Raw genomic sequence first — 17,599 nt, 5'->3', positions numbered from 1 at the left:
AAAATCAAAACGAGAAAAGTAGTGGTGACAATCGGTTAAGTCTCACCAGTATGTCACAGAATTTAATTGCTAAAAAGAAATAGGAGAAAACAATGATTGAACGTTATTCCCGTCCTGAAATGGCGGCCATTTGGAGTGAAGAAAATAAATATCGTGCTTGGCTAGAAGTTGAAATCTTGGCCGATGAAGCTTGGGCTGAATTGGGTGAAATTCCTAAAGAAGATGTGACAAAAATTCGTGAAAAAGCCGACTTTGATATCAACCGCATTCTTGAGATTGAAGAAGAAACGCGTCATGATGTTGTGGCTTTCACGCGTGCTGTTTCTGAGACGCTTGGTGAAGAACGCAAGTGGGTTCACTACGGTTTAACCTCAACGGATGTGGTTGATACGGCATACGGTTATCTTTACAAACAAGCTAACGACATTATTCGTCGCGATTTAGAAAACTTTACCAATATTGTCGCTGATAAGGCGCGTGAGCATAAGATGACCATCATGATGGGACGTACACATGGTGTTCATGCGGAGCCAACAACTTTTGGCTTGAAATTAGCTACTTGGTATAGCGAGATGAAACGTCATCAAGAGCGTTTTGAACGTGCGGCAAAAGGTGTTGAAGCCGGTAAAATCTCAGGAGCGGTCGGCAACTTCGCCAATATTCCACCATTTGTAGAAGAATATGTCTGTGGCAAATTAGGCATTCGTCCACAAGAAATTTCAACACAGGTCTTACCACGTGACTTGCATGCAGAGTATTTTGCGACCTTAGCGGGGATTGCAACATCAATTGAACGTATGGCAACAGAAATTCGTGGGTTGCAAAAATCTGAGCAACGTGAAGTGGAAGAGTTCTTTGCAAAAGGACAAAAAGGTAGCTCAGCCATGCCCCACAAACGCAATCCTATCGGATCTGAAAACATGACAGGACTAGCGCGCGTGATTCGTGGCCACATGCTAACAGCTTATGAAAATGTACCACTCTGGCATGAACGTGATATTTCTCACTCGTCAGCAGAGCGCATTATCACACCAGACACCACCATTTTAATCAACTATATGTTGAACCGTTTTGGTAATATCGTTAAAAACTTGACTGTTTTTCCTGAAAACATGCTTCGCAACATGCAGTCTACCTTTGGCTTGATTTATAGCCAACGTGTCATGTTGACCTTGATTGAAAAAGGGATGACAAGAGAAGAAGCTTATGACTTGGTGCAACCAAAAACCGCTTATGCTTGGGATAATCAAGTGGCCTTTAAACCGCTTTTAGAAGCTGATAGCGAAGTTACCTCCCGTTTAACACAAGATGAGATTGATGAGTTATTTAATCCCGTTTATTACACTAAACGTGTGGATGATATTTTTAAACGCATTGGTTTAGAATAATCCTTTAAAGAGAGTAACACAACAGTTGCTCTTTTTGTCTAAACAAGTCAATAGGGATATGGTTAGAGTTGTGATATACTAAAAATAAATTTTTTGGAGGTGCTATGCATAGGTTTGGTGAAAATGTTAAAAGACAGCGTTTAAAGATGGGTATGACGCAAGAAGACCTTTGTGCAGAAGCTGATAAATTATCTGTTCGGCAGTTGTCAAGGATAGAGTCTGGAGAGTCGACTCCAACTCTTTATACCATTCAGTATATTGCGTCACAGTTACATGTATCTATTGATGATTTGGCCGAGACTAACTTTTTTGTTTTACCAGAACGTTATCAGACATTAAAGTATCTATTATTACGCACCCAAACCTATTCTGAAACTGAACGTCTCTTAAATCGCGAAGCCTATTTAGATGAGATTTATATAGACTATTATGAGCAATTGCCAGAAGAAGAACAACTAGTGATTGATTGTTTACAGTCAAAACTAGATGTTCATATGAGCGAGAACATTAATTTTGGCATTACGATTTTAAATGATTATTTTGAGCAATTATTGTTAAAGAAACACTATACGATTAATGATTTGATTTTAATTGAGCTCTATTTTATCTGCATCTCGACAGATCGCTTTTCAAAACGCCTTTATCATGAAGAATCCTACCATTTGTTAATGACTAATATTTTTTCGCAAGTGGATCACTTACCTGTTGACAATTTATATGTTTTAAATAATGTCTTGCTTAACAATTTTGGGGTTGCTTTAAAATTAGGACACCAAAACCATATCGAAGCTATTTTAGAGACAAGTTATGAGATTATGATGACCATTCAAGATTTTCAAAAAATGCCTATTTTAAAAATGTTGCAGTGGAAATATTATTTAGACTACCATAACCATCATTCAAACGCAGAAAAAGCTTATCAAGAAGCGCTCTCATTTTCTGATTTGATTGATGATAAGCACCTCAAAGAAAAAATTAAAAAAGAATGGGCTAAAGATAATACCTGACATTCATGTCGTGTATTATTTTTTTATCTTCAGCTATACTAAAGTTACTTAAAAAAGTAAGGAGGATAGCACATGAAAAATGATAACAGCTTTGTTTTTTCTGAGTATGATTGGTGGGGAATATAGTCGTCAATCTTATTCAATTGATAAGCTATTGGCAGACAAGATAAGGCTTTTTTGCTATAATATGGCTATGAATAGAATCTTAGATAATGAATTAATGGGTGACGAAGAAATGGTTGAGCGCACCCTTAGACCACAATTTTTAAAAGAATATATTGGACAAGATAAGGTTAAAAATCAGCTGAGTATTTTTATTGATGCCGCTAAAGGACGTGATGAGGCACTTGATCATGTGTTATTGTTTGGGCCTCCAGGGCTTGGGAAAACGACCATGGCTTTTGTTATTGCCAACGAACTCGGCGTTCATTTAAAGCAAACGAGTGGACCAGCCATCGAAAAATCAGGTGATTTGGTCGCTATTTTAAATGAGCTAGAGCCAGGCGACGTCCTATTTATCGATGAAATTCACCGGATGCCGATGGCGATTGAAGAGGTACTTTATAGTGCCATGGAAGACTTTTACATCGATATCATGATTGGTAATGGTGAGGCTAGTCGCAGCGTTCATCTTGATTTGCCACCCTTTACTTTGATTGGTGCAACAACACGTGCTGGCATGCTCAGTAACCCTTTGAGAGCACGTTTTGGCATTACAGGTCACATGGAATACTATGAAACTGAGGATTTGACAGAAATTGTTGAACGAACGGCTACGATTTTTGATATGACAATTGTCCATGAGGCCGCTGTTGAGCTTGCCAAACGTAGTCGCGGCACACCACGTATTGCCAATCGTCTTTTAAAGCGTGTGCGCGATTATGCCCAAATCAAAGGAGACGGAACCATCACTCAGCAAATGACAGATGAGGCTTTGGTCATGCTTGATGTCGACCGCGAGGGGCTTGATTATGTCGACCAAAAAATCCTTAAAACCATGATTGAGATGTATCAAGGAGGTCCTGTTGGACTAGGAACCTTGTCGGTTAATATAGCTGAAGAACGTGAAACGGTTGAGGATATGTATGAGCCTTATCTCATTCAAAAAGGATTCTTGATGCGAACCAGATCAGGGCGCGTGGCAACTCAAAAAGCTTATGAGCACCTAGGCTATCCTTATCTAGAAAAATAATAACTAAAAAAGAACTCTCTGCCTGCAAATAATGGGAGTTCTTTTAATCATTGAAAGATTTAAAAATGAGAGAAATTTCAAAAAGGAACCACTTGTTTTACCTAGGTGTTTTTGTTTTTTCTGTTATAATATTGTTAAGGAGATGAAAATCATGAAAATTTGTTTTGTTTGTTTAGGCAATATTTGTCGTAGCCCCATGGCTGAATTTGTTATGAAGGATTTAGTTAAAGATGATGATCGTTTCTATATAGAAAGTCGAGCAACATCTCGTTGGGAAAAAGGAAAGCCCATTCATGCTGGAACACAAAGAATGTTGGACCAACATGAGATTGATTTCAATCATATGAAAGGCTCACAACCCATTCGAGTAGAAGATTTACAAGAATTTGATTATATTATCGGAATGGATGAGAATAATGTGGCTGATTTGAAAAAATTAGCCAAAGGCAAACTAAAGAAAAAGATTTTTATGTTTGCTAAAAAGGGAATTCCTGATCCTTGGCATACAGGGGATTTTGAAGAAACCTACCGTCTTATCTCACAAGGTTGTTTAGAATGGTTAGATTATTTTAATAGCCTTTAAAAATACAAAGAAAGTCAGAAAAAATGGATACATTAAAGAAATTGACCTTTTCAAGAGAGAAAATAGAATTAATCACTGTTTTTATCATTCTTATTTTAGGGATGAGTGTCTTTTTGATTCCCTTAAAAACCAAGACAGCTCTTACTTATGACGAAGGGAAAATCCATTATACTGGTTATGTTGTCAACTATCGAATGAATGGCCAAGGAAAACTAACCTATGACAATGGTGATGTGTATGAAGGCAACTTTGTCAATGGTGTTTTTAATGGTAAAGGAGTGTTTACTTCAAATCTCGGTTGGTCCTATGAAGGCGATTTTAAGGATGGTCAAGCAGATGGACAAGGCAAATTAATTGCAAAGGATAAAAAAGTCTACGAAGGGACTTTTAAACAAGGAATATATCAAAAATGAGAATAAAATGGTTTTCTGTCATTCGTATCACCGGTCTACTCTTGGTGCTACTCTATCACTTTTTTAGGAATGCTTTTCCTGGTGGCTTTATTGGGGTTGACATCTTTTTCACCTTTTCAGGCTATTTAATCACAGCACTGTTAATCGATGAGTTTAGTCAAAAACATTCGATTGATTTGTTGCGCTTTTTTAGGCGCCGTTTTTATCGGATTTTTCCACCACTGGTTTTGCTGATTTTAATTGTTCTACCTCTTACCTTGCTGGTCAAACAAGATTTTGTGGCAGATATAGGTCGACAAGTTGCAGCAACTCTTGGTTTCACCACCAATATCTATGAACTTTTGATTGGTGGGAATTATGAAAGTCAGTTTATTCCACATTTGTTTTTACACACGTGGAGTTTAGCGATTGAGGTACATTTTTACATTGTCTGGGGCTTTCTGACCTGGTTATTGTCTAAAAGAATTAAAAAAAGTACAGATTTCAGACGTCTTATCTTTTTATTATCAACTGTTTTGTTTGTTGCAAGTTTTTTGAGCATGTTTGTTAGATCATTCTTTGTTGATCAGTTTTCAACGGTGTATTTCTCAAGTCTATCTCATAGTTATGGTTTCTTTTTAGGGGCCATGTTTGCCACGATGACGGGTATTCGAGAAACAACCAAACAGTTCAAAATCAACGTGCGTTCATGGCAGTTAAAACCGGTGTTAATTGTTTTTGGTTTGAGTCTTTCACTGATTCTATTATTGTCACGTCTTCTTGACTTTAATCACATTTTCACCTATTTATTTGGTTTCATTTTAACGGGACTCTTTACAGCAGTGATGATTTATGCCAGTCGTGTCTTACATGAAAAAACACCTGACATCAAAGAACCAAAGGCGATTACCTTTTTATCAGATATTAGCTACAGCATTTACCTTTTTCATTGGCCACTTTATATTATTTTTTCACAGTTAATGGGAAACTGGTCAGCTGTAACCTTAACAACGGTATTGTCTATTGCTTTTGCTTCTCTATCATTCTATGTGATTGAACCTATTATTGTAGGTAAAACGCCGGTCATTTATGATATACCAATTCATGTGAAAGACTACTCAAAATGGCTTTTGGCAAGTCTTGGAACACTTGTTGTTATCAGTTTGTTTGTGATTGTAAGATCGCCTCGTGTCGGTGCTTTTGAGACAGATCTTTTGGTTAATTCATTAAAACAAGCAGACACTAATATGGATAGAACGCACATGTTAGCAGCAGGTGATGCGTCTGCAATTAGTGACATCATGATTATTGGAGATTCAGTAACCTTACGCGCTAGTGATACGATTAGCCAGCAACTACCAGAAGCACAGTTAGACGCTGCCATTAGCCGTAATTTTCCGCTAGCTTTTGAGATTTATAAAAATCATATTGATAATAAGACCCTGTCAAAAACAGTTGTTTTGGCAGTTGGTGTGAATTCACCCTATAACTATCAAGCTGAAATCATGCAGTTTGTGGATAATTTACCAGAGGGTCATCGCTTAGTTTTAGTGACACCATACAATGTCAAAGATGGTAGCATAGAGAATGTGCGAAATTATGAACTAGAATTAGCCAAACAATACGATTATATTGAAGTAGCGGATTGGTACCAAGCTTCAGTAGATAATCCAAATATCTGGGCTGGAACAGATGGCGTTCATTTTTCTATCTCTGACTCATCTGGTTCTGACCTTTATGCCCAAACAATAAAAGAAGCCATTGAAACAGTTGCTAGAAAACAAGCAAAATAAATAAATGAATTATGAATAGCGAGCACTTCCTTAGTCTTTTAAGATAGGGAAGTGTTTTTGCTTGTTAAAGAAAACTCAAATTGTCAAATTAAGCGAGACAGAAAAAAATTCTTTACCATTGTTAGAAATCTATCGTTCTTATGAATGTTATTATCAATTTATTCAAGCATATATTACGGAGACAGAGTTAATTTTGTCTGGAATATCGCTATTTTTAACTATAGACTATATAGGTTAAGGGAACTAACCTGTATCTATCCTTTTAATAAAATAGCTCTTGTTTCTCTCTAACAAATTAAATTCACAAAAAACTTGACACGTTCCAAAAAAGCGGTTACAATATTACTGTAATAAATTTTTGGAGGAAACTATGAATCGATTACAAGAGTATCGAGAGAAAAATGGGATAATAATTGCTGCTCATAGAGGGACTAATGGAGGAAATATTCTTCAAAATACTTCAAAAGCTTATTATAATGCCATTCGACACAAGGCTGATATGTTCGAAGTTGATGTTGTTCGTTCTCAAGATGGTGATTTTTTTGCATTTCACGATGGTCAGGAACCTTTAGTCTTTAATGATAATTTTGATATTAGAACATTAAATGCTAAAGAAATTGTTTCTAAGACATGTTTTAATTCTGTATTTGAACCAATTAATCAGAAAATAGAAACCATTGAGCAGATTTTAGATAAATTTGAAGGACAAGCTTTTATAAATATTGATAGAAGTTGGTTCTATTGGGATACGTTTCTCGATAGACTTAAAGGCTATAAATCATTAGAACAAATTTTACTAAAATCCCCAGTAGAACGACATCTCTTAGAAAAATTAAGAGATTCTGGTTTAGATGTTATGTATATGCCTATAGTAAAAACAATGGAAGAATTAGATTTAGTTTTAAATTTTGAGGGTTTAAATATTGTTGCTATCGAATTGATTTTTGAAACTTTGGACACTGATTTAGTCTCTCCAAAAACAATTCAGTCATTGAAAAACAAAGGACTTCTAATTTGGGGAAATGCTCTTACTTTAAGTGATACTATTGTTTTATCAGCTGGTTTAGATGATGATTCTGCTATAGAAAATGATGGACAATCTTGGGGGAGACTAGTCAAATTAGGATTTGACATTATTCAAACAGATTGGCCTTATCTACTATATAACTTTTTAACTGCAAATAATTTAAAAAATAATTAAGGAGGACATATATATGTTCAAACAAATCAAAAAACTTTCCTTAGTGGCTTCAATGTTACTACTCGCAGCTTGTTCAAATTCAAGCAATGATGCTAAAACTGATGGTAATTCAGGAGAAATAGATAGATCACAAACAATTGTAATATATACCAATTCTGCCTCAAATGGTCGATCAGAGTATTTACAAGAAAAGGCAGAAGAAGCTGGTTATAAACTACAGATTGTTGATATTGCAGGTAGCGAAATTGCCGATAGACTTATCGCCGAAAAAAATAATGCGGTTGCTGACCTTGTTTTTGGTCCAAACACATTAGAATTTGAACGTATTAAGAAGGAAGAGCTACTTGTCAAATATTCACCTAAATGGGCTGACGAGGTTGATAGTTCTTTAGGTGATAAAGATGGTTACTATCATTCACTAGTTGTTCAGCCATTAGTTTTAATTGGAAATAAAACAGTTGAAATGCCATCAGATTGGGTTGATCTAACAAAGAGTTCATATAAAGATAAATATGGTATTTTGAATTTAGGTTCAGGAACTTCAAAAATTATTTTTGCTAGTATTGTGAGTCGCTACCCAGATAAAGATGGTGAATTAGGCATCTCCGAAGAAGGATGGAAGGTAGCAAAAGATTATCTACAAAATGCACATATTTATGCTGATGGTGAGGATTTTATTTCTGCAATAATTGATGATGAAAATGATTTAAATTACAGTATGATTTGGGGATCCGGGGTTCTTCAAAATGAATCAGAAAGAGATTATAAATTTCAAGTTATGAGCCCAGAAGTGGGAGTTCCATATGTTACAGAACAAATTGGGATTTTGAATACAAGTGAAAAACAAGCTCTATTAAAAGAATTTGTTGACTGGTTTGGTTCAGCAGAAGTTCAAAAAGCATGGAGCGATGAATTTGGTTCTATACCAGCAAATCAAGATGCTCTAGCAGAAGTTAAACCAGATATAAAAGAATTTGTTGATAGTGTTAAACCTCAAAAGCTTGACTGGGAATTTATTGGAAATAATGTAGATAGTTGGATTGAGAAAGCTCAACTAGAATTTATTCAATAACATTTCAAATTTTCTAGGAGATAATATGATTAATTTTAACAATATTCAAATCAAGTACGGCGATTTTATTGCCATCGATAACTTAAATTTAAACATTAATGAAGGAGAATTTTTCACATTTCTTGGGCCTAGCGGATGTGGGAAATCTACTACATTAAGAACATTGGTCGGATTTATTGAACCGTCGGCCGGTAATATTTATGTTGAAGATAAAGATATCACAAAGGTAGAGCCTGAGGGAAGGGGGATTGGAATTGTATTTCAAAGCTATGCACTTTTCCCAACAATGTCAGTATTTGAAAATATAGCATTTGGATTAAAAGTTAAAAAAGTCTCTCCTGAAATCATTAAAGCAAAGGTTAGTGAAATTTCAAAGAAGATTAATATTTCCGAAGAACAATTACATAGAAATATTTCTGAACTTTCCGGTGGACAGCAACAACGTGTCGCCCTGGCACGTGCACTAGTTTTAGAACCAAAAATTTTGTGTTTAGATGAGCCTTTATCAAATTTGGATGCTAAATTACGAGTTTCTTTGAGAAAAGAGCTTAAGCGTTTGCAAAAAGAACTTGGTATTACAACATTGTATGTCACACATGATCAAGAAGAAGCACTCACTCTATCAGATCGCATTGCAGTGTTTAATAATGGTTTTATAGAGCAAGTTGGAACACCATATGAAATTTATAACCAATCTAAAACAGAGTTTGTGTGTGAATTTATTGGCTCTATAAATAAAATCGATGCTAAAACTTTACAAGAATTACAAGGTCAAGAGAAGATTTTCGAAGACACAGAAGGTTATATCCGTTTAGAGAGAATTAAACTAACCAATAATGAACAAACCGATTTAGAATTAGTTGGTACAATCACTGATTTAGAATTTAATGGTATTCTAATCAAATACACTGTTAAACTTTTAAATGATGAAGTCATACATATCATTGAAAAAAATGATGGACGTTCTCGTCATGTTGTTGGTGATAAAGTGAATTTATATTTCAATCCAAAGGATATCATGCAATTCAAAGGAGATTAGCTATGAAAAAAGAATTTAAATGGCGAGATTGGATTATTAGAATTGGTGTTTTCTGGCTAATTGTTGCTTTTGTAATCTATCCTAATATAGGTTTAGTTACCGATGTCTTTTTAAAAGATGGTACATTTACATTAGATGCTGTTACTAAAATTTTAAAATCAGAAAGAGCTTTAAGTAGTATATCTAATAGTTTTATTCTAGCTGTTTCGATGGTCTTAACAGTTAATATTGTAGGGACATTAGTGGTTCTTTTTACAGAGTACTGGGAAATAAAAGGGTCAAAAATATTAAAACTTGGCTATATGACATCATTAGTTTATGGCGGAATCGTTTTGGCAACAGGATATAAATTTGTGTACGGTAGTAATGGTGTCGTTACTCAACTTTTAACAAATATATTTCCTAATTTATCATCCAATTGGTTTCAAGGATACGGTGCTGTTTTGTTTATTATGACATTTGCTTGTACCTCTAATCATATTATGTTTTTGACCAGTGCTGTGAGAAGTGTTGATTATCATACTATTGAGGCTTCAAGAAATATGGGAGCTAATCCAATCACTGTATTTTTCCGAGTTGTCTTTCCTACGTTTAAACCAACACTTTTTGCATTAACTATTTTGACTTTTTTAACAGGATTATCAGCGGTTTCTGCACCACTGATTGTTGGGGGAGAAAGTTTTCAGACAATTAACCCCTTGATAATTACATTTGCTAAAACGACATCTTCTAGAGATTTAGCGGCGTTATTAGCGTTGATTTTAGGGTTGGCAACCATTTTACTACTAACATTGTTAAATAGGATTGAAAGTGGAGGCAATTATGTTTCTGTTTCAAAAACAAAAGCTGGACTTAAAAAACAAAAAATTAATTCTCCATTTTGGAATCTTTTGGCTCACATAGTAGCTTATGTTTTGTTTGGCATTTATATGCTTCCTATTCTATTAATTATTGTCTATTCATTTACTGATGCTTTGACAATCAAAACAGGCAATTTAAAATTGAGCAGTTTCACCATTGAAAATTATGCTCAACTATTTTCGAATAGTCAAGCTTTCAAACCCTATTTAGTCAGTTTGGTCTATTCATTGTTAGCAGCTATAATTGTAACTATCATTGCTATTGTTATCTCAAGAATTGTTCATAAGAATAAGTTTAAAATAGATCAATTTTTTGAATATGGCGCTTTGATTCCTTGGATTCTTCCAAGTACATTAATTGCACTAGGATTAATGTTTACGTATAATGAACCTAAATTAATGATATTTAATATTGTACTAGTAGGCACATTGGCCATTATGTTAATTGCTTATATTATTCAAAAATTACCATTCTCTTATCGAATGATTCGTGCTGCTTTTTTTAGTATTAATAATGATATGGAAGAAGCGGCTAGAAGTATGGGTGCATCAACTTTACGCACAATGACCAAGGTAATTATTCCTTTAATAATGCCAGTAGTTTTGTCAGTAGTTGTATTGAATTTCAACTCATTACTTTCTGATTATGACTTATCAGTTTTCCTATATCATCCACTATTTCAACCTTTAGGTATTGTTATTAAACAATCTACTGACGAGACCGCGACTATAAATGCACAAGCAATGATGTTAGTATACTCAGTGGTATTAATGGTTATGTCAAGTGCTGCACTTTATATTGCTAACCGTTTTCAAACACAGAAAGGTAAACGATAATGTTAACTTCAGGAGGATTGCACATAGATGAAATTTTCCTAAGATGTATTATGTCAATTGTATTAGGAGGTATTGTAGGCTACGAACGTGGAGTAAAAAATCAAGCGGCAGGGTTAAGAACTTATATTTTAGTTTGTCTTGGGGCTAGTATTGTAATGATGACTAATCAATTTATAGTTCATGAATACGGTACAGGAGATCCTAGCAGAATGGGGGCGCAGGTGATTAGTGGACTTGGTTTCCTAGGAGCTGGAACTATTTTAGTAACAAATAGAAACAAAATAAAGGGACTGACTACTGCCGCTGGATTATGGTCGTCAGCATGTATTGGATTAGCTATAGGAATAGGTTTTTATAAAGGGGCTATTGTTGCAGCAATTCTTCTAATAGCTATTATGACTATATTTACTCCTGTAAAAAAATATTTAAATTCAAAAACAAAAATTGCTGAGTATTATATAGTGTTCAGTTCTATGGAAGCTTACAATCGATTGTTAATTTATTTGAGCACATCTGGAATAAAAATAATAGATATGCAAAATGGCATTGCTAATTTAGACGAAGAAAGAAAACTAACAAGTATTAACTCTACAAAAATATCTTGTTATATGGAGTTGCAATTAAATGAAAAATTTGATCATCTAAAATTAATGGAAAACCTGTCAGAGATTGCAGGTGTGATTTATGTGGAAGAAATCAGATAAAGAGTTACAATCTCTTTATCTTTTTTTAATGAATTAAATTTTTGTTTTAAGTAATAATTTGTTGGAGTAGAATAAAGATAGAAGGATACTTTAAACTATTTTTCAAAATGGTTAATTTTTATTGAATGAGGCTATTTATCAATTGGCTTGTGTGAAACATTAGAAAGGTGATTTTACAATTGAAGGATTGGAGAATAAGATGAATAATGGTTTCTGAAAGAGGATGCTCAAATTGCTTATGAAACGCTAAGAAACCATCTGAAATATATTTCTCTTTATCTTGTTTATATGGTATTATTGAAATACTAAATAATAAAAACCACCAAATCTATATATTATATAGTAGTTAGATGTCGATTAGAAAAATGTTCACCGATTTTTTATATTTAAGAGAATGTTAAATTCTTTTGAAAATAATAAATTAAAAGATAAATAGAGGGTTTTAATCTAGTTTTTAGGAGTTGAATGATATTGGTTACGATAAATGATATTGCTAAAGAGGCAGGAGTTTCACATGGCACAGCCTCGAATGTTCTAAATAAAAGAGGGAATGTTAGAGCAGATAAAATTAAACTTGTTGAAGAAGCAGCTAAAAAATTAGGTTACCGTATCAATACTCAAGCTCAATTTTTAAGGAGAGGGTTATCTAATAAGTGTTATATTTTAGTGTTATCTACAATGAAAAATCAATATACTGATTTTTTGGATGAGATTATGGTAGGTAGTTCAAGTTTTGATATTGAGATAGTGAACATAAGGAGTAAGTCAAATATATCTCACATTTTTAATGATTGTTTAGGACAACTACCGCATGCCATTTTTTGTCTAGGTTTCTCTATAAAAAAATTTAAGGTAAGTAGGCTTCACTCAGTTAAAGTATACGAAATTGACACTTATCCTGAGAAAAATGGATTGAGTTTTCAAATTTCAACGGTTTTAGAGAATTTTAGAGAATTTCTTTATAAGAATTCTATAAATACTGTCACTTTTTTATCATTTGGTTTTGAGGGTGATTATAGTCTTTCAAGTTATATTAGTGAAAGTATTATCCAAAACTATTCCTCTAAACACTATTATCTTAATGATTATGACTATGTATTGAAACTTTATCCTAGTCTAAAATTATTAACACATTTTGATGTTATTTTTTTGACAGATAAATTTCTGCTTAATCGTTTAAAAGATATGTTAAAATGGTTCGGGAAAAAAGATTTACCGATATTTTATCTCGTTGGTTCTTCAGATTTTATTCAACAAGATAATGTTTATACTTTAAAAGTAGATTACCGCAAGTTAGCACAAAATTGTATTTTAAAGATAGAAAATAAGACTTTACATCAGTTATTACCTTATGAGTCAATGTCTGGGAAGTTTAGTTTTCTAAAAGAAAACACTAACGCCATTAAAATTCTTACTCTAAAATCTCCAATTAGCCAAGCTTTATCAATATTATCAGATAGATATAAATTTTTGACTGGGAGAGATATAGTTATCGTCGAGAGAGAATATGAAGAAATATTGGATTTATTATCTAATCCCGAATTATTAGTTGATATTGATATCATAAGAGTTGACATGGCTTGGTTGCCAACTTACGCTGAATTAATTTTTAAAAATATTTCTAATGAGAGTATAACAAAGACGATCAATGCTAAAATTGACAAATCAGTTTCTAAAGAATATACACATGTTAATGGATGTCAATATACATTCCCACTAGATATCAGTAGTCAGATTTTGGTATATAGGAAAGATATTTTTGAGAATACATTGATACAGCGACAATATTTTGAAAAAAACAAAAATTCATTAGAAATACCTCAAAGTTATATTGAATTTGATAAAATTTCTGAGTTTTTTACTAAAAATATCAATAATGAGTCACCAACTCTTTTTGGGCATAGTAGAGGATTAAAATCACCAATTGTTGCTGCTTGTGATTTTATTCCTCGCTTGAGAGAAAGTCTTTTGAAAAATAATATGACTTTAAGCATTATAGAAACTGTTTTTTTAGATTATAAAAATAGTATTAACTATACAAAAAAAAGTAGTTCTGATTGGTGGGAAGACTTTGTAAATAGTCTAAAAACAGGGGAAACAGTTATGGAAATTCTGTTTTCTAATTATGCTAGTCCACTATTCAATGATGATTCCATTGATACAGAATTTACATTTGGTTATGCTCCAATACCAGGAAATCAACCTGTTATAGGAGGTGGAGCGATTGGAATTTTGAAGTCATCCAAAATGGTTAATGAAGCACTTGAATATATTGATTGGTTATTCAGTGAAGAAATTTCTGTTGCTTTAGCCCTTCTAGGAGGTTTTTTACCATCAAAATATGTTGTCAATAATACTAATTTAAATAAAAATTTTCCTTGGTTAGAACAATTTGACAAGACCTTCAGTGTTGGAAGTAGAATAAAATGGTTTGATTTTGAAACTGATTTACAATTTGAAAGGTTGTTAGGTGAAGAGCTTATTAAGAAAATGAAAAATAATCAATAAAAATTTAGTTTTGAATTTATATTTTAGTTCTATATTTAGCAGGACTCCTTTTACCCAAAATATCTAAATTGGATCGCCTTTCATTTCCTCATTTATAGTAAGATGACTATAGGTCATTTATGTTAGTTCCTTTCAGACAAATGTAATTGTTTGTCAGAGTCTAACATGAATGGCTTTTTTTCTGTCTCACTTAATTTAACAAATGAGAAAATGAGAACAATTAAAAAAACGTTAGGGTAGTAGCGTAAGGAATTGTTTTTTGGTCAATGGAAAAAACTTTCAAAAAAAAATTGAAAAAATATTGTGAAACTATTTACAAACTTTTTAAAATGAGCTATAATAAAACCATAAAAATTGTGAAACATTTAACAATGTTGGAGGAAAATAACTTATGGCAACTAAAACTGTTGATGCAAAAACAATGATTGATCAATTGGCTCAAAAAGCAACGAAAGCTTTACACGCTATGGAAGATTTCACACAAGAACAAGTTGATGATATCGTTCACCATGCAAGTATGGCGGCATTAGAAAAACATATGCCCTTAGCAAAGATGGCTGTTGAAGAAACAGGTCGTGGTATCTACGAAGATAAAGCTATTAAAAATATGTATGCTTCAGAGTATATCTGGAATGCGATTAAGTATGATAAAACAGTTGGTGTTATCGCAGAAGATAAAGAAGCAGGTTTGATTTCTATTGCTGAGCCTGTTGGTGTGATTTGTGGGGTTACTCCGACAACTAATCCTACCTCAACAACCATTTTCAAAGCCTTGATTGCTTTAAAAACAAGAAATCCAATTATTTTCGCCTTTCACCCATCAGCACAAAAATGTTCTTCAGAAGCTGCTCGTATTGTTCGCGATGCTGCTATTGAAGCAGGTGCGCCAGAAGACTGTGTGCAATGGATTGAACAACCAAGTATTGAAGCAACAGGTGCTTTGATGAACCATCCTTTAATTGCAACCATTCTTGCAACAGGTGGTCCAGGTATGGTTAAGGCGGCTTATTCAAGTGGTAAACCTGCTCTTGGTGTAGGACCTGGTAATGTACCAAGTTATATTGCAGCAGATGCTAAAATTAAACGTGCTGTTAATGATTTGATTGTTTCAAAAACCTTTGATAATGGGATGATTTGTGCCTCTGAACAAGCTGCTATTGTCGATGCTTCGGTTTATGATGAGGTCAAAGCAGAGTTTGAAGCACATAACTGTTTTATCGTTTCTAAAAAAGCTGATATTAAAAAATTAGAAAAAGCTGTTCTTAATGAAGCAAAAACAGCTGTTAATCCGAAAATTGTTGGTTATTCAGCAGAATTCATCGCTGAATTAGCAGGCATCAAAGTACCAAAAGGCACTAAAATTATCTTGGCAGAAATTCCAGATGCGACTATGGAACACCCATTAGCTCTTGAAAAACTGTCTCCAGTACTTGCCCTTATCAAAGCAAGTGACGTGGAAGATGCTTTAGAAAAATGTGATAAAATGTTAAACCTTGGTGGTTTAGGACATACTGCAGTGATTCACACAGAAGATGAAGATCTTCAAATCCGTTTTGGTCTTCGTATGAAGGCATGCCGTATTCTTGTTAACTCACCATCAGCAGAAGGTGGTATCGGAAATATCTACAATGAAATGATTCCATCATTAACCCTTGGTTGTGGCTCACACGGACGCAACTCAGTATCACACAATGTGGGGGCAATTGATTTGATTAACGTTAAGACACTAGCAAAGCGCCGTAATAATATGCAATGGTTTAAATTACCACCCAAAATCTACTTTGAAAAAAATTCCATCATGTACCTTCGTAAAATTCAAGCAGAGAAAGTCATGATTGTCTGTGATCCAGGGATGGTTAAATTTGGCTATGCTGATTTAGTGAAAAAACAATTACAATTAAATAAAAACAATCCATCTGTGAAAGTTTTCTCAGAAGTAGAGCCAAACCCATCAACTAATACCGTCTACAAAGGGCTTGAAATGTTTAACGAGTTCCAACCAGACACTATTATCGCTCTAGGTGGTGGTTCTGCGATGGATGCTGCAAAAGCAATGTGGATGTTCTTTGAAAACCCTGATGTTAGCTTCTTTGGTGCTAAACAAAAATTCTTAGATATTCGTAAACGTACCTATAAAATTCCTTATGCAGAAAAAACAACCTTTATCTGTATTCCAACAACATCAGGAACAGGATCTGAGGTAACACCGTTTGCCGTTATTACTGACAGTGATGACCATACCAAATATCCTCTTGCTGATTATGCTTTGACACCAGATGTGGCTATTATTGACCCAGCTCTTGTTATGAGTGTTCCTGCTAGTGTGACAGCCGATACAGGAATGGATGTTTTAACCCATGCGATTGAATCTTATGTTTCAGTAATGGCAAGTGATTACACACGTGGTTTATCTCTTCAAGCCATCAAACTAGTCTTTGACTACCTTGAAAAATCAGTGAACACCCCTGATGAAGAATCACGTGAAAAAATGCATAACGCTTCAACTATGGCGGGAATGGCTTTTGCTAATGCTTTCTTAGGTATTTGCCACTCTATCGCTCACAAAGTTGGTGGTGAATGGGGCGTTCCTCATGGTCGTACCAATGCCATCTTACTGCCACATATCATTAGATATAACGCTAAAGATCCGCAAAAACATGCCATGTTCCCTAAATATGACTACTTCCGCGCAGAAAAAGACTATGCTGATATTTCTCGCTTCATGGGATTTGAAGGTGAAACAGATGCAGAATTAGCAGAAACACTTGCTCGCAAGGTTTACGAGCTTGGTCAATCAATCGGCATTAAAATGAACTTTAAGTCACAAGGTGTGACCAAAGCACAATTAAAAGCAGATGCTGATCGTTTAGCTGAAAAAGCCTACGAAGACCAATGTACAACCGCAAATCCAAAAGAACCACTCATTTCAGAATTAAAAGAAATTATTGAAATCGCCTTTGATTATGAAGGGTAATCCTTGACACCAATTCTCTTTGAGAATTGGTGTTTTTTCATTTGTATTG

At 34.1% G+C, this 17,599-nt stretch carries 13 protein-coding genes; all 13 read left to right on the top strand.

What is annotated here, in order from left to right:
- Window positions 1–92 precede the first annotated feature (92 nt).
- Window positions 93–1,388, top strand: a complete 1,296-nt coding sequence (gene purB, locus N7659_RS06560; protein WP_263276362.1) for an adenylosuccinate lyase — start codon at window positions 93–95, stop codon at window positions 1,386–1,388.
- Window positions 1,389–1,492: 104 nt separating this feature from the next.
- Window positions 1,493–2,395, top strand: coding sequence for a helix-turn-helix domain-containing protein (locus N7659_RS06555; RefSeq protein WP_263276361.1), 903 nt, complete (start codon window positions 1,493–1,495; stop codon window positions 2,393–2,395).
- 193 nt (window positions 2,396–2,588) lie between these two features.
- Entirely contained in the window at window positions 2,589–3,587 is a 999-nt protein-coding gene (gene ruvB, locus N7659_RS06550) for a Holliday junction branch migration DNA helicase RuvB (protein ID WP_263276360.1), read from the top strand.
- A 148-nt stretch (window positions 3,588–3,735) separates the two neighbouring features.
- Window positions 3,736–4,170, top strand: a complete 435-nt coding sequence (locus tag N7659_RS06545; protein WP_263276380.1) for a low molecular weight protein-tyrosine-phosphatase — start codon at window positions 3,736–3,738, stop codon at window positions 4,168–4,170.
- A 23-nt stretch (window positions 4,171–4,193) separates the two neighbouring features.
- Entirely contained in the window at window positions 4,194–4,583 is a 390-nt protein-coding gene (locus tag N7659_RS06540) for a hypothetical protein (RefSeq protein WP_263276359.1), read from the top strand.
- Window positions 4,580–6,355: an acyltransferase family protein gene (locus tag N7659_RS06535; protein WP_263276358.1), complete on the top strand. Its 1,776-nt coding sequence runs from the start codon at window positions 4,580–4,582 to the stop codon at window positions 6,353–6,355. Before N7659_RS06540 ends, N7659_RS06535 begins: the two co-directional genes overlap by 4 nt.
- 370 nt (window positions 6,356–6,725) lie before the next feature.
- Window positions 6,726–7,556 carry a glycerophosphodiester phosphodiesterase family protein gene (locus N7659_RS06530; RefSeq protein WP_263276357.1) on the top strand — a complete coding sequence of 277 codons (831 nt, stop codon included), beginning with the start codon at window positions 6,726–6,728 and terminating at the stop codon, window positions 7,554–7,556.
- Window positions 7,557–7,569: 13 nt separating this feature from the next.
- Window positions 7,570–8,628 carry an extracellular solute-binding protein gene (locus N7659_RS06525; protein ID WP_263276356.1) on the top strand — a complete coding sequence of 353 codons (1,059 nt, stop codon included), beginning with the start codon at window positions 7,570–7,572 and terminating at the stop codon, window positions 8,626–8,628.
- A gap of 25 nt (window positions 8,629–8,653) precedes the next feature.
- Window positions 8,654–9,667 (top strand): ABC transporter ATP-binding protein, encoded by a 1,014-nt coding sequence (locus N7659_RS06520; RefSeq protein WP_263276355.1) that lies wholly within the window; start codon window positions 8,654–8,656, stop codon window positions 9,665–9,667.
- A 2-nt stretch (window positions 9,668–9,669) separates the two neighbouring features.
- Window positions 9,670–11,364, top strand: coding sequence for an ABC transporter permease (locus N7659_RS06515; protein WP_263276354.1), 1,695 nt, complete (start codon window positions 9,670–9,672; stop codon window positions 11,362–11,364).
- The gene (locus N7659_RS06510; protein WP_263276353.1) at window positions 11,364–12,068 is read left to right on the top strand and encodes an MgtC/SapB family protein; all 705 of its coding nucleotides are present in this window, start codon (window positions 11,364–11,366) and stop codon (window positions 12,066–12,068) included. Before N7659_RS06515 ends, N7659_RS06510 begins: the two co-directional genes overlap by 1 nt.
- A gap of 471 nt (window positions 12,069–12,539) precedes the next feature.
- Window positions 12,540–14,576: an extracellular solute-binding protein gene (locus tag N7659_RS06505; protein ID WP_263276352.1), complete on the top strand. Its 2,037-nt coding sequence runs from the start codon at window positions 12,540–12,542 to the stop codon at window positions 14,574–14,576.
- Window positions 14,577–14,967: 391 nt separating this feature from the next.
- On the top strand, window positions 14,968–17,550 hold the full coding sequence (gene adhE, locus N7659_RS06500; RefSeq protein WP_263276351.1) for a bifunctional acetaldehyde-CoA/alcohol dehydrogenase: 2,583 nt from the start codon (window positions 14,968–14,970) through the stop codon (window positions 17,548–17,550).
- Window positions 17,551–17,599 lie beyond the last annotated feature (49 nt).

This window comes from Streptococcus sp. CSL10205-OR2, assembly GCF_025660655.1.
In the GTDB taxonomy this organism is placed as follows: Bacteria; Bacillota; Bacilli; order Lactobacillales; family Streptococcaceae; genus Streptococcus.
The sequence above is the reverse complement of the archived record's forward strand: the minus strand, read 5'-3'. Positions and strand labels throughout refer to the sequence as shown.